This window comes from Variovorax sp. 160MFSha2.1, from assembly GCF_048305075.1.
GTDB lineage: Bacteria > Pseudomonadota > Gammaproteobacteria > Burkholderiales > Burkholderiaceae_C > Variovorax > Variovorax guangxiensis.
This window is the reverse complement of record NZ_CP157624.1, coordinates 2,406,654-2,427,837: the sequence shown is the minus strand read 5'-3', so window position 1 is coordinate 2,427,837 and position 21,184 is coordinate 2,406,654. Positions and strand designations below refer to the sequence as shown.

The 21,184-nt window shown below is 68.7% G+C and carries 22 protein-coding genes; 13 read left to right on the top strand and 9 right to left on the bottom strand.

The window, feature by feature from the left end:
• Window positions 1–172: 172 nt before the first annotated feature.
• Genes ABL838_RS10845 through ABL838_RS10825 form a run of 5 tightly spaced genes read left to right on the top strand, consistent with a single transcriptional unit; the run spans window position 173 to window position 3,917 of the window.
• The gene (locus ABL838_RS10845) at window positions 173–694 is read left to right on the top strand and encodes a DUF6622 family protein (RefSeq protein ID WP_126024220.1); all 522 of its coding nucleotides are present in this window, start codon (window positions 173–175) and stop codon (window positions 692–694) included.
• A gap of 39 nt (window positions 695–733) precedes the next feature.
• Window positions 734–1,687: a sterol desaturase family protein gene (locus tag ABL838_RS10840; protein WP_126024219.1), complete on the top strand. Its 954-nt coding sequence runs from the start codon at window positions 734–736 to the stop codon at window positions 1,685–1,687.
• Window positions 1,684–1,986 (top strand): 2TM domain-containing protein, encoded by a 303-nt coding sequence (locus tag ABL838_RS10835; protein ID WP_418125300.1) that lies wholly within the window; start codon window positions 1,684–1,686, stop codon window positions 1,984–1,986. The genes ABL838_RS10840 and ABL838_RS10835 overlap by 4 nt, the downstream gene beginning before the upstream one ends.
• Window positions 1,983–3,053 (top strand): sensor histidine kinase, encoded by a 1,071-nt coding sequence (locus ABL838_RS10830; RefSeq protein WP_418125299.1) that lies wholly within the window; start codon window positions 1,983–1,985, stop codon window positions 3,051–3,053. The genes ABL838_RS10835 and ABL838_RS10830 overlap by 4 nt, the downstream gene beginning before the upstream one ends.
• Before the next feature lie 24 nt (window positions 3,054–3,077).
• Window positions 3,078–3,917, top strand: coding sequence for a LytR/AlgR family response regulator transcription factor (locus tag ABL838_RS10825; protein WP_418125298.1), 840 nt, complete (start codon window positions 3,078–3,080; stop codon window positions 3,915–3,917).
• An 82-nt stretch (window positions 3,918–3,999) separates the two neighbouring features.
• On the opposite strand, the gene ABL838_RS10820 is transcribed toward ABL838_RS10825, so the two are convergent.
• The gene (locus ABL838_RS10820) at window positions 4,000–4,341 is read right to left on the bottom strand and encodes a hypothetical protein (protein ID WP_126024215.1); all 342 of its coding nucleotides are present in this window, start codon (window positions 4,339–4,341) and stop codon (window positions 4,000–4,002) included.
• 148 nt (window positions 4,342–4,489) lie between these two features.
• On the opposite strand from ABL838_RS10820, the gene ABL838_RS10815 reads away from it, so the two are divergent.
• The gene (locus tag ABL838_RS10815; RefSeq protein WP_418125297.1) at window positions 4,490–6,307 is read left to right on the top strand and encodes a glutamine--tRNA ligase/YqeY domain fusion protein; all 1,818 of its coding nucleotides are present in this window, start codon (window positions 4,490–4,492) and stop codon (window positions 6,305–6,307) included.
• Between the two features lie 16 nt (window positions 6,308–6,323).
• On the opposite strand, the gene ABL838_RS10810 is transcribed toward ABL838_RS10815, so the two are convergent.
• Window positions 6,324–6,629, bottom strand: a complete 306-nt coding sequence (locus ABL838_RS10810) for a hypothetical protein (protein WP_418125296.1) — start codon at window positions 6,627–6,629, stop codon at window positions 6,324–6,326.
• 92 nt (window positions 6,630–6,721) lie between these two features.
• Between ABL838_RS10810 and ABL838_RS10805 the strand changes: the two genes are divergently transcribed.
• From ABL838_RS10805 to ABL838_RS10785, 5 genes are all read left to right on the top strand, one after another.
• Entirely contained in the window at window positions 6,722–7,303 is a 582-nt protein-coding gene (locus tag ABL838_RS10805) for a pseudouridine synthase (RefSeq protein ID WP_418119852.1), read from the top strand.
• A gap of 37 nt (window positions 7,304–7,340) precedes the next feature.
• Window positions 7,341–8,249: a peptidoglycan DD-metalloendopeptidase family protein gene (locus ABL838_RS10800; protein WP_418125295.1), complete on the top strand. Its 909-nt coding sequence runs from the start codon at window positions 7,341–7,343 to the stop codon at window positions 8,247–8,249.
• 20 nt (window positions 8,250–8,269) lie between these two features.
• A complete protein-coding gene (locus tag ABL838_RS10795; RefSeq protein ID WP_126024211.1) occupies window positions 8,270–8,593 on the top strand; it encodes a hypothetical protein in 324 nt (107 codons plus the stop codon).
• Between the two features lie 67 nt (window positions 8,594–8,660).
• Window positions 8,661–8,951, top strand: a complete 291-nt coding sequence (locus ABL838_RS10790; protein WP_418125294.1) for a nucleotidyltransferase family protein — start codon at window positions 8,661–8,663, stop codon at window positions 8,949–8,951.
• On the top strand, window positions 8,948–9,304 hold the full coding sequence (locus ABL838_RS10785; protein WP_418125293.1) for a DUF86 domain-containing protein: 357 nt from the start codon (window positions 8,948–8,950) through the stop codon (window positions 9,302–9,304). The genes ABL838_RS10790 and ABL838_RS10785 overlap by 4 nt, the downstream gene beginning before the upstream one ends.
• Before the next feature lie 39 nt (window positions 9,305–9,343).
• On the opposite strand, the gene ABL838_RS10780 is transcribed toward ABL838_RS10785, so the two are convergent.
• The 4 genes from ABL838_RS10780 to ABL838_RS10765 form a co-directional block, all read right to left on the bottom strand.
• Window positions 9,344–10,279, bottom strand: coding sequence for a succinylglutamate desuccinylase (locus ABL838_RS10780; protein WP_418125292.1), 936 nt, complete (start codon window positions 10,277–10,279; stop codon window positions 9,344–9,346).
• Window positions 10,280–10,389: 110 nt separating this feature from the next.
• Window positions 10,390–11,367, bottom strand: coding sequence for an MBL fold metallo-hydrolase (locus ABL838_RS10775; RefSeq protein ID WP_126024207.1), 978 nt, complete (start codon window positions 11,365–11,367; stop codon window positions 10,390–10,392).
• Between the two features lie 63 nt (window positions 11,368–11,430).
• Entirely contained in the window at window positions 11,431–12,633 is a 1,203-nt protein-coding gene (locus tag ABL838_RS10770) for an ammonium transporter (protein WP_019654985.1), read from the bottom strand.
• A gap of 152 nt (window positions 12,634–12,785) precedes the next feature.
• A complete protein-coding gene (locus ABL838_RS10765) occupies window positions 12,786–13,736 on the bottom strand; it encodes a LytTR family DNA-binding domain-containing protein (protein ID WP_418125291.1) in 951 nt (316 codons plus the stop codon).
• A gap of 164 nt (window positions 13,737–13,900) precedes the next feature.
• Here ABL838_RS10765 and ABL838_RS10760 point away from each other — a divergent pair, with 164 nt between their 5' ends.
• Window positions 13,901–15,148 (top strand): acyltransferase family protein, encoded by a 1,248-nt coding sequence (locus ABL838_RS10760; protein ID WP_418125290.1) that lies wholly within the window; start codon window positions 13,901–13,903, stop codon window positions 15,146–15,148.
• Here the strand turns inward: ABL838_RS10760 and ABL838_RS10755 are convergent.
• Window positions 15,060–15,506: a PaaI family thioesterase gene (locus ABL838_RS10755; RefSeq protein WP_418125289.1), complete on the bottom strand. Its 447-nt coding sequence runs from the start codon at window positions 15,504–15,506 to the stop codon at window positions 15,060–15,062. The two genes, ABL838_RS10760 and ABL838_RS10755, sit on opposite strands and share 89 nt — an antisense overlap.
• 223 nt (window positions 15,507–15,729) lie before the next feature.
• Between ABL838_RS10755 and ABL838_RS10750 the strand changes: the two genes are divergently transcribed.
• Window positions 15,730–17,379 carry a DUF4139 domain-containing protein gene (locus ABL838_RS10750; RefSeq protein WP_418125288.1) on the top strand — a complete coding sequence of 550 codons (1,650 nt, stop codon included), beginning with the start codon at window positions 15,730–15,732 and terminating at the stop codon, window positions 17,377–17,379.
• Window positions 17,380–17,392: 13 nt separating this feature from the next.
• On the opposite strand, the gene ABL838_RS10745 is transcribed toward ABL838_RS10750, so the two are convergent.
• Window positions 17,393–19,579: a TonB-dependent receptor gene (locus ABL838_RS10745; protein WP_418125287.1), complete on the bottom strand. Its 2,187-nt coding sequence runs from the start codon at window positions 19,577–19,579 to the stop codon at window positions 17,393–17,395.
• 49 nt (window positions 19,580–19,628) lie between these two features.
• Window positions 19,629–21,146, bottom strand: a complete 1,518-nt coding sequence (locus ABL838_RS10740; RefSeq protein ID WP_418125286.1) for an ABC transporter permease subunit — start codon at window positions 21,144–21,146, stop codon at window positions 19,629–19,631.
• Window positions 21,147–21,184: the final 38 nt, after the last annotated feature.

Below are 21,184 nucleotides of genomic sequence, written 5' to 3'. Positions count from 1 at the left end.
TGCCGCGAAACCCCGCAATTGGCGCCGCCCGGCTGCAATTGGCGCCGCCTGCGCGCATTCCGTCGCACGGCGATGGCGGGCATGGGGGGCCGCCGGCACAGTCCACCCCATCGATTCCCTTGTGCCGCCTTTTCAGCTTTTCTTCACCTTTCACCTTCAACGGAGTGCCGCCATGCTGATGCAGATCATCCTTCACACGCCCAAGTGGGTGTTCGCCGTCTTCTTCCTGCTGCTGTGGCTCGGCGCCCGGCAGCTGCTGGCCAACCAGGTGAGCCTGACCCGCGTCACGCTGATGCCCGTCGCCATGGGCGGCCTGTCGCTGTACGGCGTGGCCTCGGTCTTCGGCGACTCCTTCGGCGCCCTGCTGGGCTGGGCCGCCGCCGCCGCCGTGATGGCCGCCCTGGTGCTGCAGCGCCCGCTGCACGCCGCCACCCGCTACGACGCGGCCACCCGCCAGTTCGACGTGGCCGGCAGCCCGGTGCCGCTGATGCTCATGATGGGCATCTTCCTGACCAAGTACGTGGTCGGCGCCGCCCTGGCCATGCACCCCGAGCTGCGCCACCAGCCCACCCTCGCACTCGTGGTTCCCGTGCTGTACGGCGCGTTCACCGGTGTGTTCGCGGCCCGCGCCGCGCGCCTGTGGAAGCTGGCCATCCGCACTGACGCCATGGCTGCCGCCGCCCGCGCCGCCTAATATTCCCGGGCCACCACTTCCAGAAGAAGAAACGCCGCCATGAACGCGCTCCTGCTGATCCTCAAGGTTTCCGTCACGGTGGTGCTCGTCGCCTCCATCGCCGAGGCCCTGGTGCTTTCGTGGCGCAACGGCTGGCGCAGCTACGACTGGAAGGCCGCCGGCGTCTCGGTGTTCGACTTCCTGGTGCGCGAATACCCCCTGCGCTGGCTGCTGCCCCTGGCCTTCTGGACCGGCGCGATGGACTGGTTCTACGCCCACCGCCTCTTCACCCTGCCGATGGACCACTGGACCGGCTGGGCCGCCTGCTTCATCGGCCAGGAGTTCTGCTACTACTGGTACCACCGCGCCGCGCACCGCGTGCGGTGGTTCTGGTGCACCCATGCCATCCACCATTCGCCGAACCAGCTGAACCTGTCGGCCGCCTACCGCTTCGGCTGGACCGGCCGCCTTACCGGCACCCTGGCCTTCTTCATGCTGGCGCCGCTGCTGGGCATGCCGCCGCGGGTGATCCTGCTGATGCTCACGCTGAACCTGCTGTACCAGTTCTGGATCCACGCGACCTGGATCCCGCGCCTGGGCCCGCTCGAATGGGTGCTCAACACCCCCTCGGCCCACCGCGTGCACCATGCCTCGAACCTGGAATACCTGGACGGCAACTACGGCGGCGTGCTGATCGTGTTCGACCGCCTGTTCGGCACCTACATCCCGGAGCGCGCCGACGTGCCCTGCCGCTACGGCCTCGTCAACCCGGTCACCACGCACAACATCCTGGAGATCGAGTTCGGCCAGTGGCGCGCGCTCTTTCGCGACCTCGCCTCGGCCCGCTCGGTGCGCGCCTTCGTCGGCTACCTCGTGAAGCCGCCCGGCTGGAAGCCCGAGGGCCCCGGCGACACCACCGAGGAGCTGCGCCAGCGCGCGGCCCTTCAGGCGGCGCCGCAGCCTGCCGTGGCGACCACCGATTTCATTCCTGTCCAATACAAGGAGCTGTCATGACTTCCTACGCATCGTCCTCCGATTCCTCCCGCTGCGACGTCGAGCGCATCGCCCGCCGCCGCGCCGGCGCCAAGATGGGCTGGTACATCCACGCCTTCGTCTATGTGCTGGTCAACCTGGGGCTGGTCACCATCTCGGCCGCCAACGGCCGCAGCTGGGCGATGTATCCGCTCATGGGCTGGGGGCTGGGGCTCCTGATCCATGGGGCGGTGGTCTGGTTCATCGCACCGGGCGGCGGCTTCTACGACCGGCTGGTCGAACGCGAGCGCCGCGCGCTGGGGGGCCAGGACCGCGGATGAGTTCCACGACGCCGCTGCACCGCTTCCGCGCGGAAAACATCCGGGACATGCTTCGGCATGGCCTGATCACCGCCGTCTTCTGCTGCCTCATCGCCATCGCGATGACCATCACGGGGGGCGAGAACTGGGCCGGCCATCTGGTCTATTCGCTGGCCATCGGGATGATCAGCTGGCTGTTCATCGACACGGGGCGGCTCCTGCTCAGCGGGGCCAGTGAAACCCACTGGCCGAACTGGCCCTGGGGCTTCATGCTGATCGCGCTGGGCGTGGCCGTCGGTTTCTTCGTGGGCAATCTCATCGGCGACGCCGTGTTCGGCGCGCCCCGGTACGACTTCCTCGACTTCAAGGGCCACAAGCTGGCGACCGGCGTCACGATCACCATCATCGCGACCGTCGGCATGTGCTTCTTCTTCTACAGCCTCGGCAAGAGCAAGCACATGCAGAGCCAGATCGAGCTGGCGCAGCGCAATGCCACCGAGGCACGGCTGAAGCTGCTGGAGACGCAGCTGGAGCCGCACATGCTCTTCAACACGCTGGCCAACCTGCGCGTGCTGATCACCGTCGACCCGCCCCGCGCCGTGGCCATGCTCGACCGGCTCAACAGCTACCTGCGCATGACGCTCAGCGGCTCGCGCGCGCTCTCGCATCCGCTGTCGGCCGAGTTCGAGCGGCTGAGCGACTACCTGGAGCTGATGTCGGTGCGCATGGGCGACCGGCTGCGCTACACGCTCGACCTGCCGCAGGATCTGCGCGATACGCCGGTGCCGCCGCTGCTGCTGCAGCCACTGGTGGAGAACAGCATCCGCCACGGGCTGGAGCCGAAGGTGGAAGGCGGCGAGATCGTCGTGCGTGCGCGCCGGCAAGAAGAAGGCGGCCTGCTGGTGATCGAGGTGAGCGACACCGGCGTGGGCCTCGGCGCGGCACCGCCGTCGCAGGGCAGCGGCTTCGGGCTGGAGCAGGTGCGCGAGCGGCTGGCCACGGTGTACGGCGAGCGCGGCGGCATGAGCCTGGCGCCCTCGCCTTCGGGCGGCACCCTCGCCACGCTGAGCTTTCCGGCACCCGCCTGAATGCAACACGAAAACAACGACAAGATGACCACTGCATCCCCCACCGCCCTCATCGCCGAGGACGAGCCCCTTCTGGCCCAGGCCCTCAAGGCCGAACTGGCCGCGGCATGGCCCGAACTGCAGATCGTCGCCACCGCGGGCGACGGCCGCAGCGCCGTGCGCGAGGCGTTGCGCTTGCTGCCGCAGGTGCTTTTCTTCGACATCCGCATGCCCGGGCTCGATGGCCTGGGCGCCGCCGCCGAACTGGCCGACTGCTGGCCCGCCGACGAAGCACCCATGCCCCAGCTGGTGTTCGTGACGGCCTACGACGAATACGCCGCCCGCGCCTTCGAGGCGCAGGCCATCGACTACGTGCTCAAGCCGGTGCAGCCCGACCGCCTGCGCAAGACCGTGGGCCGCCTGCAACAGGCGCTGGCCGCGCGGCAGCCGGCGACCACGCCCGCGCTGGCGGATGCGGCGCTGGAACAGACGCTCGCCCAATGGCGCCAGGTGCTTGGCGCCGCCGGCACAGGAGCCGCCATGGCCACGCCCGCCCCGCTGCGCATGATCGCCGCCAGCGACGCCGGCGGCAGCACCGTGCGCATGGTGCCCATCGACGAAGTGCTTTATTTCGAGGCGGCCGACAAATACCTGCGCGTGCTGACCGCCACGCACGAATACCTGATCCGCACGCCGCTGAAGCAGCTGCTGCCCCAGCTCGACGCCGACACCTTCTGGCAGGTGCACCGGGCGGTGGTGGTGCGCAGTTCGGCCATCGAGTCGGTGCACCGCGACGAGGCCGGCAAGCTGCACCTGATGCTGCGCGGGCGGGCCGAGAAGATTCCGGTCAGCCGGCTCTACGCCCATCTTTTTCGCGCGATGTGAAATCGGCCGGGCGAGCGCCCAAAGAAAAAGCCGGCCCTTTCGGGGCCGGCTTTTTTCATTCAGTCACGATTGCCGTGGCTTTTTAGCGCCAGTGGCCGTGTCCGCGGTAGTAGCCACGACCATAGTAGCGCGGGCCGTAATAGGCCGGCGGGCCGTAGTAGACCGGGGCCGGACGGTAGTAGACCGGCGGCGGGCGATAGTAAACCGGGGGCGGCGGCGCGTAGTAGACGGGGGCCGGCGGCACGTAGACCGGGGCCGGGTAGTAGGCCGGGCTGCCAACGCCCACGGCCACGCCGGGGACGCCGACGCCGATCGACCAGCTCACATCACTGCGGGCGCTGGCCGAGGTGGCGGCAAACAATGCACCGGCTGCCACGACGCCCGCGGCGGCCCACTTGAAAAAGGTTGAACGTGTGAAGCTCATGATCCTGCTCTCCTTGTTTAGCTGGACAGTCCGGACCCGGACCGCCCATGTGGTGTATTGAACGCGGCAAATGCAAACGGGGTGCACCGGCCAATGTGAAGAACGTTGCCAAAGGTAACCCATAGGGGGTGCCCCCTAAAATGCCGCGATGACCTCCCCGACCGACAAAAGCGGCACCAAGACGACAGCTGCACCAAGCAATTTCCTGCGCCACGTGATCGAGAACGACCTCGCGCAGGGTGCCTATTCTGGCCGCAAGTGGGGCGGATCGCCCGGCAACGCCGCCCATCATGCGCAGGGCATGGCCGATCCGGCCAAGGTGCGCATGCGTTTTCCGCCCGAGCCCAACGGCTACCTGCACATCGGCCACGCCAAGAGCATCTGGCTCAACTTCGAGTTGGCCAAGGAATACGGCGGCGTGAGCCACCTGCGCTTCGACGACACCAACCCCGAGAAGGAAGACCAGGAATACGTCGATTCCATCCGCGACGCCGTGAAATGGCTGGGCTACGAAACCTACCTGGCCGACCGCCCCAGCGCCCCCGGCACCCTGCAGCCGCACGAGTACTTTGCGAGCGACTACTTCGACTTCATGTACGAGGCCGCCGAATACCTGATCGGCGCCGGCCTCGCCTACGTCGACGAGCAAACGGCAGAGGAAGTGCGCGCGAACCGCGGCGACTTCAACACGCCCGGCACCGACAGCCCCTTCCGCACCCGCACGCCCGAGGAGAACCTCGCGCGCTTCCGCGCCATGCGCGACGGCCAGGTGGCCGACGGTGCCGCCATCCTGCGCGCCAAGATCGACATGGCCAGCACCAACATCAACATGCGCGACCCCGCGCTGTACCGCGTGCGCCGTGCCCACCACCACAACACCGGCGACAAGTGGTGCATCTACCCGATGTACACCTACGCGCACCCCATCGAGGACGCGCTCGAGCAGATCACCCACAGCATCTGCACGCTGGAATTCGAGGACCAGCGCCCCTTCTACGACTGGCTGCTCGACCGCCTCGCCGAAGGCGGCCTCATCGCCAGCCCGCACCCGCGCCAGTACGAGTTCGCTCGCCTGAACGTAACCCACGTGCTCACCAGCAAGCGCAAGCTGCGCCAGCTGGTCGAGGAGAAGTACGTCGACGGCTGGGACGACCCGCGCATGCCCACCATCGCCGGCCTGCGCCGCCGCGGCTACACGCCCGAGGCGCTGCGCCTGTTCTGCGAACGCAGCGGCACCACCAAGTCGGGCGGCTGGATCGACTACGCCAGCCTCGAGGCCGCGCTGCGCGACACGCTCGACCCGGTCGCCCCGCGCGCCATGGCCGTGCTCGACCCGGTCAAGCTGGTCATCACCAACTGGGGCGAACTGATGGGCGGTGACGATGCGCTCGACAACTGCTCGGCCCCGGTGCACCCGCACCACCCCGAGATGGGCCAGCGCGAGTTCAAGCTGGGCCGCGAAGTCTGGATCGAGCGCACCGACTATGAGGAAGTGCAGCCCAAGGGCTTCTTCCGCCTGTTCCCCGGCAACAAGGTGCGACTAAAGTACGGCCACGTCATCGAGTGCATCGGCGGCACGAAGGACGCCGACGGCAGGCTCGTCGAAGTGCAGGCGAAGCTGGTGCCCGACACCAAGAGCGGAACGCCCGGCGCCGACGCGATCAAGGTGAAGGGCAACATCACCTGGGTGGCCGCCGCAGACGCGGTGCAGGCCGAAGTGCGGCTCTACGAGCGCCTGTTTGCTGAAGCCCACCCGGGCAGCGGCGAACTGCTCGAAGAGCTGAACAAGAACAGCCTGGAAGTGTGTTCGGCCTTCGTCGAGCCCTCGCTGGCCAAGGCCGAGCCGGGCGTCGGCATCCAGTTCGAACGGCACGGCTACTTCGTGCTCGACGCGAAGGCCAGCGCCGCCGCCGGCAAGCCGGTGTTCAACCGCGCGGCCGGGATGCGGGACAGCTGGGGCAAGTAAGCAAGCAGGCCCGCAGTTACTCGGGCCGCTTGTAGACCACCCCGATCACCGCGCTGTTCTCGTCAGTGGTGCAGACGGCCGAACGCCCCTGCGGCCCGACCCTCAGGTTGATCGTGTAGACCCCGTCGCGCGGCGTCGTGCCCTTGTCGGCGACGATGCTAGCCGGCGGCACCTTCAGTTCGCGCGCGGCCGCTGCCACGCAGTTCTTCACGCTGGCCTCGGGCGCGCCGCCCACCCGGATGCCCGGGCTGTTGCACGCCGCCAGCAGCAGGCCGGCCAACGCCGCGCAGGCGAGTTGAATGGAGCGTTGCATCGTCGTCATACCGGATTCCCTGTGTCTCGAATGAACAGGTCGATTGGAGCCGAGCCGGCCGCCAGAGGTTGCAGGACAGACCCGGGCTATCCTGTCGGCACATGAATCGTCCGAGCCCTTCGTCCCCTCGTTCTTCGCCTGCGCCGTCCTCCTCCCGCCTGATCCGCTTCAACAAGCCTTATGGCGTGCTCAGCCAGTTCACGCCCGAGGGCCGCTGGCGCGGGCTGAAGGAATTCATCGACATCCCCGGCGTCTACGTCGCCGGCCGGCTCGACGCCGACAGCGAAGGCCTGCTGCTGCTCACCGACGACGGCAGGCTGCAGGCGCGCATCGCCGATCCGCGCTTCAAGATGGAAAAGATCTACTGGGTGCAGGTCGAAGGCGAGCCGACCGAAGCGGCGCTTGCCGCCCTGCGCAATGGCGTGCAGCTCAACGACGGCCCCACCCGCCCGGCGCGCGCCCGGCTGCTCGACCCGCCGCCCGAGGTGTGGGAACGGCAGCCGCCCATCCGCGAGCGCAAGAGCATTCCCACCGCATGGATCGAGCTCGCGATCCGCGAGGGCCGCAACCGCCAGGTGCGACGCATGACCGCGGCCGTGGGGCTGCCGACGCTGCGGCTGATCCGCGCCGCGATCGGCCCTCACACGCTCGAAGGCCTCGCGCCTGGAACCTGGAGCGGATAGCGCCCTCCATCCATCGACTTCCCGACCTTCTCTTCAAATGAAGCAAACGCCCTCCTATTCCCTCACCCATCTCGCCCTCGACCGCCGCAGCGCCGTGCTCGGCACCATCGGCCTGATCGCCGCGATGCACGCCGGCGCCGCGACCAAGTCGACGGCAGCAAAGAAACAGCCCGCGGCAACACCCGGCGTATGGCCACGCGCATCGCAGGTGCCCGGCGGCGTCGCCCGCCTGTCGCTGGGCCCGTCGGCCAGGCGGCCGCAGGCATTCGCGGGCGACATCCCCCTGCTGGTGGTGGGCGACGCCATCGAATGGACCGCGCTCGTCGGCATTCCGCTCGCGACCGAACCCGGCGAGGTCAGCATCACCGTGCGCGCCGAAGGCAAGCCCGAACGCCAGATCGCCTACACCGTCGCCCCGAAGCAATACCGCGAACAGCGCCTGACCGTGGCCCCGCGCACCGTCGACCTCTCGCCCGAGGACGAGGCGCGGTACGTCAAGGAGCGCGACCACCTCACCGGCGTGATGGCCACCCTCACCGACATGCGCCCCGACTCCGCCCTGCAGATGCGCGTGCCCGTCCCCGGCCGCCGCTCCAGTTCCTTCGGCCTGCGCCGCGTGTTCAACGGCCAGTCGCGCAATCCGCACAGCGGCATGGACATCGCGGCCGGCACCGGCACGCCGGTGCTCACGCCCCTGCCCGGCAAGGTGATCGATACGGGAGACTATTTCTTCAACGGTGGCACCGTCTGGCTCGACCACGGCGGCGGCCTGCTGACCATGTACTGCCACCTGAGCCGCATCGACGTGAAGGTCGGCGACGTGATGAAGACCGGCGAAGCGCTTGCTGCCGTGGGCGCCACCGGGCGGGTGACGGGGCCGCACCTGCATTGGTCGGTGATGCTGAACCGGGCGATGGTGGATCCGGCGTTGTTCATTGCAGCCTGACATACGGAACCGCCCCGACGATGGCCGCCGATCCCGCCTTCACCGAAGCCTGCCTCGCCACATCGATCCGCCCCGGCAGCCGGCGCGACATCCTCGCCCTGCTCAACGAGCGCCTGCACCCGGCCCTGAAGGCGATCGTCGCGGCCGAGGTTTCGTCAGGCAACCGGGTCTGCGACGCGGGCACCGACTGGCCCGACCCCGGCTCGGTGCACGTCACGCTCGACAAGCACTTCGACGCCCGCCACGCCAGCGCCCAGGCCGTCTTCAGCCCCTGCGACGACCCGCACTACTGGCACGCGGACTACAGCACCGCGGACAAACCGCGGCACCTGCTGATCTGCTGACCGACTGCCTGACGGACCAGCCTCGTAGCCCGAGGGTCGTGGGCAGCCAAACATTACACTCGGCACCATGCGCCCCTCCGAAGCCCTGTCGCTGCATCGTGATCGCATCCGCGAGATCGCGTTGAGCCATCACGTCAGCAGTGTGCGAGTCTTCGGTTCAGCATTGCGCGGCGAGGACGACGCCGACAGCGACCTCGATCTGCTGGTGGAGCCCACGGCGCAAACCACGCTCATGGACATCGGGGCAATCAGACATGAGCTGAAGAGCCTTCTGGGCATGGAAGTAGACGTACTCACGCCCAACGGCCTGCCTCCCAAGTTCCGCGATCAGGTGCTGCGCGAGGCTATGCCGGTATGAGCCGAAGAGATCCGCAACGGGTGGCGGATTACCTGGGCCACATCCTGCAGGCGATCGACAGCATCCGCGAGTACACGAGCGACGCTACAGCGGACAGTTATCTGGCCGATCGCAAGACCCAGGACGCGGTGGTGCGCAACCTGGAAGTCATCGGCGAAGCCAGCAACAACATCGTGAAGCACCACGCGGAATTCGCGGCCGCCCACACTGCTGTTCCATGGCGCTTCGCCTACGAGATGCGCAACGCGCTTTCCCACGGCTACTTCACCATCGATCACACCCTTGTCTGGCAAACCATCCAGCACGATTTGCCTTCGCTTCGCGAGCAGGTCGTGCGGCTGTTGGAAACCTGAGCCCTTTGCGTCCCCTGGTTGGCGCAGGCACGCCGAGTATCAGATCGGCTTGGTCAGATAAACCGCCTCGCGCCCCACGATCGCACGCTGGGCCGGCATGAAGATCGTGCAGTCGTCGCAAAGCGCGCGGATTTCCTCGTCGCCGTTGGTCGCGATCAGCTCGCCCTTGGCGAAGGTCTCGAAGCCGATGAGCGGGCGCACGAAGGCGAAGTCGGGCGACTTGATGACGTAGGTCTGCAGCAGTTGGAAGCGCCGTTGCGGCTCGGGTGGCGGGGTGGCCGGGTCCTTGTCGACGAGGCCGAAGTAGGCGAGGAAGTCGTAGGTGACGGCGGTGGCGAGATCAGACGCGGAGCGCAGGAAGTGCTGGCCGCATTCGACCACCATCGCCACGCCCTTGCCGTCGGGGCCGCCGTGGCTGCCGTACTGGATGAGCGGCGTGCCGGAGCCCAGGCCGTCGGGCATCACGAGGTGCACCGAGGGGCGGCCGATGGCCTGCGCGACCCGGGCGTTGCGCTCGAAGCCCGGGTACACCCAGAAGGGCACGACGGGCTGGCTGGTCGAGTGGATGTCGAGGATGTGGTCGGCCGCGTCCACCACCGGGCGCAGGATGCGCGCGCGGCTCAGCTCGGGGCTGTCCTCCTTGCCGTCCAGCCATTCGGGCGACCAGATGCGGTTGAGGTTGTGCACCAGTTGCCGGCTGTCGAAGGGCAGCGCCTCGTTGAAGGATTCATACGCCGCCACGTTGGCGAAGCTCACGGTGAGCGTGCCGATCTTGGGACGCACGTCGTTGTCGAGCAGGTGCGTGGCCGCCGTCATGCCGCAGATCTCGTTGCCGTGCGTGAGTGCGTTGATCAGCACGTGCGGGCCGGGCTTGCCGGACTCGAAGCGGTGCACGTAGTCGACGCCGACGTTGCCCTTGCGGTAGGCGGACAGGTCGCGGGGGAGGACTTCGAGGGCGGGGGGAGCTTGGGTCATGGGGCGATGGATGATGAAAGCGAAGCAGCCGGCCAGTTTGCTACAGGGCGCGCCTTCGCGCGCGCGGGCGCCGCAACACCGGCCCGCGCCGCTCAACCTTCATCGCTGGCTCAGCGCACCTGCTGGTAGTCCACCGGCACCCAGGCGTAGCCCTTGCCTTCGGCCCGCACGTGGCCGAGCCCCGGGAACGGCAGGTGCGCGCTGCCGACCAGGTAGCGGCCCTTGGCCGCGTCGGCGTACGCCTTCTTGCGCTCGGCCGCTGCGGGCCTGGAGTCGACGTCGAACGAAATGGTGATCTGCGGCTGCGCGAACTGCACGGCGGCCACGTGCATCAGGTCGCCCCACAGCACCAGCTTCTGGCCCTTGGACTCGACGACGTAGATGTTGTGACCGGGCGTGTGGCCATGGGCGGGCACGGCCCTGATGCCGGGCGCCAGTTCGGTACCGCCCTTCATGCCCTTGAACTTGCCGGCTTCCACGTAGGGGTTGAGCGAGGCCATCGCGCCCTGGAAGAAGCCCTTCATCTCGGCGGAGGCCTTCTCCAGATTGGCCTTGTTCAGCCAGAAGTCGGCGTCTTCCTGCCCGGCGTGGATGGTGGCGTTGGGAAAGACCAGCTTGCCGTCCTGTACCAGGCCGCCGACGTGGTCGCCGTGCATGTGGGTGATGAGCACGTCGTCGACCTGGTCGGGCTGGTAGCCCGCGGCCTTGAGGTTGGCCTGCAGGTTGCCGAGCGTCGGGCCGAAGAGGCCCCCGGCGCCGGTGTCGACCAGCACCAGCTTGCTGCCGGTGTTGATGAGGTAGCCGTTCACCGATGTGGGCACGGCGTCCTTCTCGAAGCCGCGGTCGAGCAGCTTGCCGACCTGAGCTTGGGTGGTGTTGGTGAGCAGCTTCTTGGGCTCGAGGTCGAGGGTGCCGTCGAACAGCGCCGTCACCTCGAAGTCGCCGAGCATCATCCGGTAGAAGCCCGGCGCCTGGGTCTTGACCTGCGGCGCGCCGGCCTGCGCCACGGAAGAGAACGAAAGCATCAGCAGGCTGCCGGCCAGTGCGGCGACGCCTTTGCGCAGCCAGCGAGCGGGTGTCGTTGTCATGGGTCTACTCCTCGGCGGTTGTAAGGGGCGCCGAGAATAGCCCAAGCCGCCGCACCTTGCCGCTTACCAGTTGACTTCGCGCTCCGGGGTCGCGGAGATGTGGTGGATCGACAGGTCGGCGCCGTCGTATTCCTCTTCCTGCGACAGCCGCAGTCCGGCCACCGCCTTGAGCGCGCCGTACACCGCCGCGCCAGCCAGTGCGGCCCAGGCCACGCCCATCACGGTGCCGATGAGCTGCGCCCACACGTTCACACCGCCGATGCCGCCCAGCGCCTGCGTGCCGAAGATGCCGGCCGCGATGCCGCCCCAGGTGCCGCACAGGCCGTGCAGCGGCCACACGCCGAGCACGTCGTCGATCTTCCACTTGTTCTGCGTGAGCGTGAACAGCTTTACGAAGATGCCGCCGGCCACGCCGCCCACCACCAGCGCGCCCAGCGGGTGCATCAGGTCGGAGCCGGCGCACACCGCCACCAGGCCGGCGAGCGGGCCGTTGTAGACGAAGCCCGGGTCGTTCTTGCCCATGGCCAGCGCCACCAGCGTGCCGCCGACCATCGCCATCAGCGAGTTCACGGCCACCAGGCCCGAGATCTTGTCGATGCTCTGCGCGCTCATCACGTTGAAGCCGAACCAGCCCACGCACAGCACCCACGCGCCCAGCGCCAGGAACGGGATGTTCGACGGCGGATGCGCGCTCAGCGAGCCGTCGCCGCGGTAGCGGTTGCGCCGCGCCCCCAGCAGCAGCACCGCCGGCAGCGCCAGCCAGCCGCCCACCGCATGCACCACGACGGAGCCAGCGAAGTCGTGGAACTCGTGGCCCGTCAGCGAGGCGATCCATTCCTGGATGCCGAAGTGCTTGTTCCAGGCGATGCCCTCGAAGAGCGGGTAGACGAAGCCGACGATCACCGCCGTGGCGATGAGCTGCGGCCAGAACTTGGCGCGCTCGGCGATGCCGCCCGAGATGATGGCCGGTATGGCCGCGGCGAAGGTCAGCAGGAAGAAGAACTTCACCAGCTCGTAGCCGCTCTTCGCCGACAGCTCGGTGGCGCTCACGAAGAAATGCGTGCCGTAGGCCACGCCGTAGCCCACCAGGAAATACACGATGGTCGAGACCGAGAAGTCGACCAGGATCTTCACCAGCGCATTGACCTGGTTTTTCTTGCGCACGGTGCCCAGTTCGAGAAAGGCAAAGCCGGCGTGCATGGCCAGGACCATGATGGCGCCGAGAAGGATGAACAGCGCGTCTGCGCCCTGTTTGAGTGCGTCCATTGGAGCTTCTTGCGGATTTTTGGTTTGAATTGGTGCGTCGCACCTGAATCAACCGGCGCGGCTGGCCAATGAAGCAAAAATGGTGCCTAAAAGCTCTCTGATGGTGCGGAATGAACCAATAACGGGCCGATCACGGCCCGCCGCGCACCGGATCAGGCCGCGCCGATGCCCGTGCGCAGGGCATCGCGATAGCGACGGCTGCAGGGCACGGTGGTGCCGTCGTGCATGTGCAGCCGGGCGTCGCCGCCGTCCAGCGGCTCGATTTCCTTGATGCGCCCCAGGTTCACTGCATGGCTGCGGTGCACGCGCACGAAGAGCGCCGGGTCGAGCTGGGCCAGGAAGTCGGTCAGCGTGGAGCGCAGCAAGTAGTCGTGGCCGTTGACGTGCAGGCCGACGTAGTTGCCCTCGGCCTGGAGCCAGTCGATGTCTGTGGCGGCGATGAGGAATTCGCGGCGCAGCTTGCGCACCAGGAAGCGTTCGGGGCGGGCTGGCGGTGGCGGGGGTGCGTCGGGCACGGAGGGTTCGAATCCCTCCGGTTCCGCCAAAGCCGGAATCGGGACGGGAGCCGGCGCAATCACGCCCTCCTCCGGCGCATCCAGCACCCGCGCCTCCCCCTGCAGACGCAGCAGGAACAGCCGGTACGCCCAGATGCCGAACACGATGCTCGCGTACACCCGCACGTCCTTCAGGTACTCGTAGCTCCACTGGCCGGCCCAGTTCCAGAAGTCGTAGCGTTCGCCCGCCATGGCGTAGACCATCGACCGCAGCCCGAACATGCCCGCCACGTGCACCACGCTGAACACCACGCTCGCCACCAGGTGCCAGGCCAGGAAGCGCAGCAGATGGGCACGCGCCAGCGGCGACAGCCGGCGCTCGACCGCCGCCAGCGCGGGCACCAGCAGCAAGAGCACCAGGTGGCTCGACACCTCCCAGGTCGCGACCTCCCAGTTGGGCCGGGGCACGGCGCGCGTGCGCACGTCCATGATCGCCACCATGGTGCTGAACGCGGCCTGCAGCGTCATCAGCACGATCCAGAAAGCCACCTCCAGCGGACGGCGGATCGGCGCGTAGCGTTCGTACAGGTTCTTGCGGGGGTCTCCCATGGCCGGGATTCTCCCGAAAACGGGCCCCGGGACGGCTTTTCGGGGCCGGATTTCGTCCCCGCGGGCCACCGCTCGTCACAAAGCGGGGGCGATCCGTCCCCCGGCCGCGCCGCGCGGGGCGGCCGGGCCGAGCATGGCGGCCTTCCCGCTTCGAGGAGCCGCCCATGACCGCCGATCCCGTTCCAGCAATTCCATCCGACCACCGCCGCCACGACATCGACGCCCTGCGCGCGCTGGCCTTCCTCTTCGTCATCCTCTATCACGTGGGCATGTACTACGTGGCCGACTGGCCCTGGCACCTCAAGAGCCCGCACGCGGCCGAATGGCTGCAATGGCCGATGCGCATCCTGAACCTGTGGCGCATGGACCTGGTCTTCCTGATCTCGGGCGTGTCGCTCGGCTTCCTGAGCCGAGGCCAGGGCACCTGGGGCCTGCTGCGCAGCCGGGGCCTGCGGCTGATGCTGCCGCTGGCCTTCGGCATGGCGGTGATCGTGCCCTACCAGGCCTACGCGCAGGGCGTGGCCAACGGGATGGTCGCGCCGGGCTTCGGCGCCTTCCTGCTGCGCTACCTGTCGATGGCCCAGCCCTGGCCGAAGCAGGCCTTCGACGGCGCGGAGTTCGGCATCACCTGGAACCACCTCTGGTACCTGCCCTATCTATTTACCTACACGGCACTGGTCGCGCTGACGCTGCCGCTGTGGAAATCCGCTGCCGGCCAGCGGCTGCGCGCAGCCTTCAACGGCCTGCGCGGCTGGAAGCTGCTGCTGTTGCCGGTGGTGCCGCTGCTGGTCTTCACGGTGCTGCTGGCCTCGCGCTTTCCGGCCACGCACAACCTGGTGCGCGATTTCCACCTGCACAGCCTCTACTTCACGATGTTCCTCTACGGCTACTGGATGGGCGTGGACACCGGCGTGTGGAAGGAGCTGGAACGGCTGCGCCGCATGTCGCTCGCGCTGGCGGTCGCGGTGATCGCCGCCTTCATCGCGCTGCGCACCGGCATGAAGAGCCCGCCCCCGGGCCTGCTGATGGACACGCTGCGCATGCTCTACCTGTGGCTGGCCGTCGCGACCATCCTCGGCCACGGCCATCGCCACCTGAACCGCCCCTGGCCCTGGCTGCGCTGGGCCAACGAGTCGGTGTACCCGTGGTACGTGCTGCACCAGACGCTGATCATCGCCGGCGTGACCCTGCTGGCCCCGTTCGCGCTCGGCCCGGTCGTCGAACCCGCGCTGCTGGTGGCGCTGACGCTGCTGGGCTGCTGGCTGTTGACGGACGGGCTGATCCGCCGCGTCAACATCCTTCGGCCGCTCTTCGGGCTGAAGCTCAGGCCGCGGGCTGCGCCTTCTTCGGCAGCGCGGAAGCAGGCTCTTCGACCGGAACCAGGATTGCGTTCCCCGTCGCCACGAGCTTGAGCGAATCGGCACCCTCGCCCTGCGCATAGAGCTCGGCCGCCGCGAACACCTGCTTGCGCCCGGCCTTCACCACCCGCCCGCGCGCCACGAAGGCGCGCCCGATGGCGGGCGAGACGCAGTTCACCGAGAAATGCGACGCCAGCACGCGGCCCGCCACGGTGGCGGCCGCGTAGCCGCTCACGGTGTCGAGCATCGCGCCGATCATTCCGGCGTGCAGGAAGCCGGCGTACTGGCCCATGTCCTCCTCGCGCCAGTTCATGCGCAGTTCGGCTTCGCCGTTGGCAGCGCTGGTCACTTCGAAGCCGGCCCAGCGGTTGAAGGCGGCGGTCTTGTTGATGGCCTGGATGGTGTCGAGCATGGCGGTGTGTCCTTGTCCGGGGTTGGGTGAAAAGACGATGCAGCCACTCTATGAAGCACGCACCGCATCCGCCGTCGCGCGCGCGACCGGAAACGCCGTGCCGGTTGCATTGGCGACAGCGCCGCCGGCTGCATGAAGTTTTTTTGACGATGCCTTAACCCCGATCGCCGGGGCCGCCCGTATGAGCCTGGGTCATTCATCACCTTCGCTCCAGAGGCATCCCATGAAAGCATCGACTTCCGCCCTCCTCCGCGCCACCGCCGGTGCCGCCGTCCTGCTGGTCCTGAGCCTGAGCGCCCAGGGTCAGGCGACTACACAACCCGCCACGGCAGCCACCGACTCGCGCATCACCCAGGTCAAGGTCTACCCCGGCAGCGCCACCGTGGAGCGCGTGGCGCGCGTCGCGGCCGGCGCGCGCTCGATCACCTTCGCCTGCCTGCCCGCGGGGCTGGACGTGCAGAGCCTGCAGGTGTCGGCCGATGCTTCGGTGCGCATCGGCGAGACCTCGGTGCTCAGCGAGCAGCGCGAGCTCTCGGCACGCTGCTCGACCAGCCCGCTCGACGGCCGCATCCGCGAGCTCGAGGACCAGAAGGCCGCCCTGCAGGCCGAGACCGACGCGCTGGGCATGGTCACCGGCTACCTCAAGGGCCTGGCCGGCGGCAGCGGCGACGCCCCCGGCGCGCGCGCGCCGATGGACGCGCGCAACCTCGCCGCCATGACCGAGGCCATGCGCCGCACCGGGCAGGATTCACTGCTCAAGCAGCACCAGATCCAGCGCAGGCAGGCAGAGATCGACCGCCAGCTCAACCCGCTATTGGTCGAGCGCACACGCACCCAGGGCAACGGCGGCCAGGTAACCGCCGTGACGGTGACCCTGGCCGCCGGCGCCGATGCCGACGTGAAGCTCAGCTACCAGGTCAACGGCCCCGGCTGGACGCCCACCTACCGCGCGCTGCTCGACACCACCACGCGCAAGGTGCGCATCGAGCGCCAGGCGCTGGTGGCGCAGGCCACGGGCGAGGACTGGCGCGGCGTGAAGCTGGTGCTCTCCACCGGCCAGCCGCGCCGCGAGACCGCCGGCCGCCTGCCCACGGCGTGGCGCATCGGCATCGAGCCGCCGCCGCGCCCGCTGGCGGAGATGGCCTACCCCGCCGCGCCGGCGGCGGCCATGGCGCCCTCGCCCATCATGGCCAGCAAGTCCATGGACAGCCGCGAGCGCCGGACGGAGCCGCTGTTCGACGTGAGCGTGTTCGACAACAGCTTCGCCACCGAATTCTCGGTGCCGCAGGCCATCGACGTGCCCTCCAACGGCCAGCGCGTGACCATGGCGCTGGGCCAGCACGAAGACACGGCCAAGCTCGCCGCGCGCACCAGCCCGCGCGTGGACGCCAGCGCTTTCCTCGTCGCCGAACTCGACCAGCCCGCCGGCGTGTGGCCCGCCGGCCCGATGCAGCTCTACCGCGACGGCGCCTTCGTGGGCAGCGGCCGCTGGAACGCGCCCACCGATGCGCGCCTGACGCTTTCCTTCGGCCGCGACGAGCTGGTGCGCGTGCAGGCCGAGCCCGAGCGCGACAACCAGGGCACGGGCGGCTTCGCCGGCTCGCGCGCCGAGCGCAAGGTGCAGCGCGCCTACGTGGTCGAGAACCGCCACCGCACGCCGATCGCGGTGCAGGTGCTGGAAGCCGCTCCGGTCTCGGTCGACGAGAAGGTGCGCGTGGCCTCGGAGTTCACGCCGCAGCCCGCCGAGCTGGCCTGGAACAAGCAGCCCGGCCTGGCCATGTGGCAGCTCGACCTCGCGGCCGGCCAGACCGCGCGCGTGACGGCCGACTACACCATCGGCTATCCGAAGGACGCGCGGCTGCAGATGCGCTGAGCCGCCTGCTCCGTCAGAAGTCGAACTTGGCCGACAGCTCGAAGGTGCGCCGCGGCGCCAGCAGCACCTGCGAGGTCGCGCGGCCCACCCAGGTGGCGTAGAGCTTGTCGGTCAGGTTGCGCACGCGGAAAGTCAGCAAGGCGTTGCGCATCCTGTAGCTCACCGCCGCGTCGAGCGTGGTGAAGCCGTTGATGCGGATCTCGTTGGCGTTGTCGGTGTACATGTGGCCCGTGTGGTTCAACGACGCGAAGTACTCGAACTTCGATCCCTCGGGCCGGTAGGTCGCGAAGAGATTGGCCACCCGCTCGGGCACGTTCGGCGGCGTCTTGCCCACGCGCGAGACGCCGCCGGCCTCGATCAGCGTGTCGTAGCGCGCGTCGAGCGCGGCGAGGTTGCCGGCCAGCGTCCATTCGCGCGTCGGCCGCCACACGGCCGAGAGCTCCACGCCCCGCGAAGACTGCCGCCCGTTGTTCACCGTGTTGCGCGCGTCGTTGGGGTCGCGCGAGAGCACGTTGTCGAGCTCGATCTTGTAGAGGGCCGCCGTCCACTCCAGCTTCGCCTCGGGCAGGCTCTGCTTGAAGCCCACCTCGGCCTGCTTGCCGCGCGACATCGGAAAGGCCGCATTCGACGCCGACAGCAGGAAGAGCGAGTTCACCGGCAGCGTCGCGTTGGTGTACTGGGCGTACACGCTCGAATCCGGCGTGATGTCGTACACCGCGCCGATGCGCCCCGAGGTCGAGCGGTAGCTGGTGCCGAAGCGGGTGTAGCTGCCCAGGTTCAGGTCGGCGATGCCGCGGTCGACCTCGGTGCGGTCGTGGCGCAGGCCGCCCACCAGCGTGAGGCCGCGCACCGGCTTGATCGCGTCTTCCACGAAGGCCGACGTGACCTTCACGTTCGACGTGGTGTTGGTGCGGTTGCCCGCGCCCGTGGTGAGTGCGAGGCTGTCGTTGAAAGGCGCGATGTACGGGTCGAACACCGGCACGCGCAGCAGGTTCGCGGTGGCTGCGCTGCCGTTGGAGAAGCGGCGCTGGCTGCCGAAGCGCGTCTCGCTGTATTCGCCGCCGGCGACGAAGCGGTTGTCCATGCCGCCGAGCGTGCCCTTGTGCGTGGCATCGAAGCGGTTCAGCCAGAAGTCCTGGTCGTGGGTGATCAGCGTCTGGTCGCGCGCGATGCTGGCGGGCGCCACGAAGACCGCGCTCTCGGAATTGCGGAACACGCGGTTCGCCTTGTTGGCCGAGAACTCGTTGCGCCACGACCAGCCGCCGTCGAGCTGGCCCGTGAGCCGCGCGCGCAGCCAGTAGGTTTCCGACGAGTTCTCGTCGTCGGGCACGTTGTAGTTGCTGCGCGCCAGGCGCCGGTCGATCACGCGGCCGTCAGGCGTGCTGACCACGTTGGTCGGCTGCGTGGCGAAGCTGGCCGGCACCAGCGGCGTGCCCCAGTAGGCCTGGTTGTTGTCGCGCAGGTAGTCGAACGAAAGATCCAGCTTCACCGAGCCGCCGAAGTCGACCATCAGCCCGCTGGTGAAGTGGTCGATGCGCTCGCCGTTGCGCGCGATGGTGCCCACCTTCGTGTCGTTGCGGCTGTAGTCCAGCCGGTAGGCGCTGGCATCGCCCAGCGCGCCGCCGAAGCCGAATGCAGCGCGCGTGGAGCCGTAGCTGCCGTACGAGAGCAGCGCCTCCTTGTTCGGGTTGTTGCGGTCGGGCCGCTTGGTCACGAAGTTGACGACGCCGCCGATGGCACCCTCGCCGTCGAGCACCGAGGCCGGGCCCTTCAGCACCTCGATGCGCTCGTAGTTCCAGGTGTCCTGCACGCGGTTGGTCACGCCCGCGCCGGAACTGCGCACGCCGTCGTACAGGTACATGAGGCTGGTGAAGCCGCGCGTGGACAGCGTGGTCGGCGACGACGGCGGCCCGCCGCCCGACAGGCCCGCCATGCCGCGCAGCGCCTCGCTGAAGGTGCGCGCGCCGCGCTGCTGCATGGTGTCCTGCTGCAGGATCTCGACCGAGGCCGGCGTCTCGCGCACCGAGAGGCCGAGGCGCGAGGCCGAGCCGCTCGACTCCTCTAGATGCAGGCCGCTGGCGTCGCGGCTGCCTTCGACGGTGATGGTGCCGAGCTCGCCGCCGCCGGCCTGCTGCGCGTACGAAACCTGGAATGCGGTGGCGGCGGCCATCGCCATGGCCGTGCGGATGAGGGTTGTCATTGGATCGATTGCTTGGAATTGCGGGAAGAAAAGAAAAGCCGGGTGGCCGCTAGGCGACCGAGAAGCGCCGCAGCCGCCACGCCGCGAGGCCGAACAGCAGCAGGCTCGGCACCAGCAGTTGGATCACAGCGATGGCCGCCTGCCCGCGCACGAGACCGGCGGGCTCTTCCTGCCAGGCGAATGCGGGGATGCGGTCGAACTCGGCGGGCACCAGCGCGTCGCGCGCGTCGATGCGCGGGGAGAAGAAGCGCTTCCAGGCCTCGTGATAGGCGACGGTCTGGGCCTCGAAGCGCGCCTGGCGCCGCGTGCCTGTGCCGGCCAGCGCCGTCATGCCCTCGTAGGCCACTGCCGCCGGAGACACCGCGCTGAAGCGCGCGAGCAGCGCCTGCTGCCCGGCCTGCTGCGCGTCGAAGCGGTCGAGCTCGGGCTTGATGGCCTCGTCGACTTCCTTCTCGATCAGGTAGTTGCCCAGCGCACGGCCGGCGATCTCGACCTTGCCGTCGCGCGGCACGAGGATCGCGCCGCGGCCCACGTGCCGGTAGTCGGTGCTCATCAGGTCGGCGTGGCGCTTCATCGCCTCGGCGGTGACGATGCGCTGGCGCGTGGCCAGCTCGGTGCGCGAAGGTGCGGGGCTGGCCTGCGTCACTGCAAGGTTCAGCAGCACCGGAGCCACCAGCACCAGCAGCACCCAGGCGATGACGAGCACCATCGCGTTGGTCGCCGATGAGGCGCCGAAGGCATTCACCGCCACCACCAGCGCGAACCAGAAGAGCACGTACGCCCCCACCAGCAGCGCCCACCACCACAGGGCGGCACCCGGCGAGCCGGCCAGCCCGGCCTGCCGCGCCACCAGCAGCACGGCCACCGGCAGCAGCACGGCGGGCCCCAGCAGCACCGCCGCGCGCACCGTGAGCTTGCCGGCGAGCAGCGTGCGCAGGCGCAGCGGCTGCGACAGCAGCAGCCTCAGCGTGCCGTTCTCGCGCTCGGCCGACAGCAGGTTGTAGCCCAGCGCGAAGATCAGCAGCGGCAGCAGGTAGACGATGACGAAGGCCAGGTCGAAGTGCCCGCTCAGCAGGTGCCACGGGCTTTCGATGTCGCTGGGGTTCATGAACACCACGCGGCTCTGGTTCGTGACCTTGAACTGGCTCGGGTACAGGTCGCTTTGCCCCAGCGCGACCGGGCCCAGCGGCGCGGTCGGCAGGATCGCGTGGTGCCCGCCGTAGCCGCTGGCCATGCGCGAAGGATCGGCCGGGTTCTCGAAGGGCGTGGGCTGCGCGGTGCCGGCGAGGATGCTTTCGAGCAGCGCGCGCTGCGCCGCGCGGGTGTCGCGGTCGGCCTGCGCGACAGCCGCCTGCGCACGGTCGCGGCTCGCGGTCTGCAGCAGCCCGTTACCGAGCGCATAGGCCACCAGCAGCAGGAACAGCAGGCCGACGGCCCACAGCGTGCGCTCGGCGAGCATCAGGCGGCATTCCTGGCGCATCACGGCCAGCAGCCGGCGGCCCTGCGGCGGATCGACGATGGAAACGGGAACGGGGGAAGAAACCGAGGAAGAAGTGGTCGTCGTCATGTACGGCTTGCCTTGTATCTTTAAGCCTCGGACCGGCT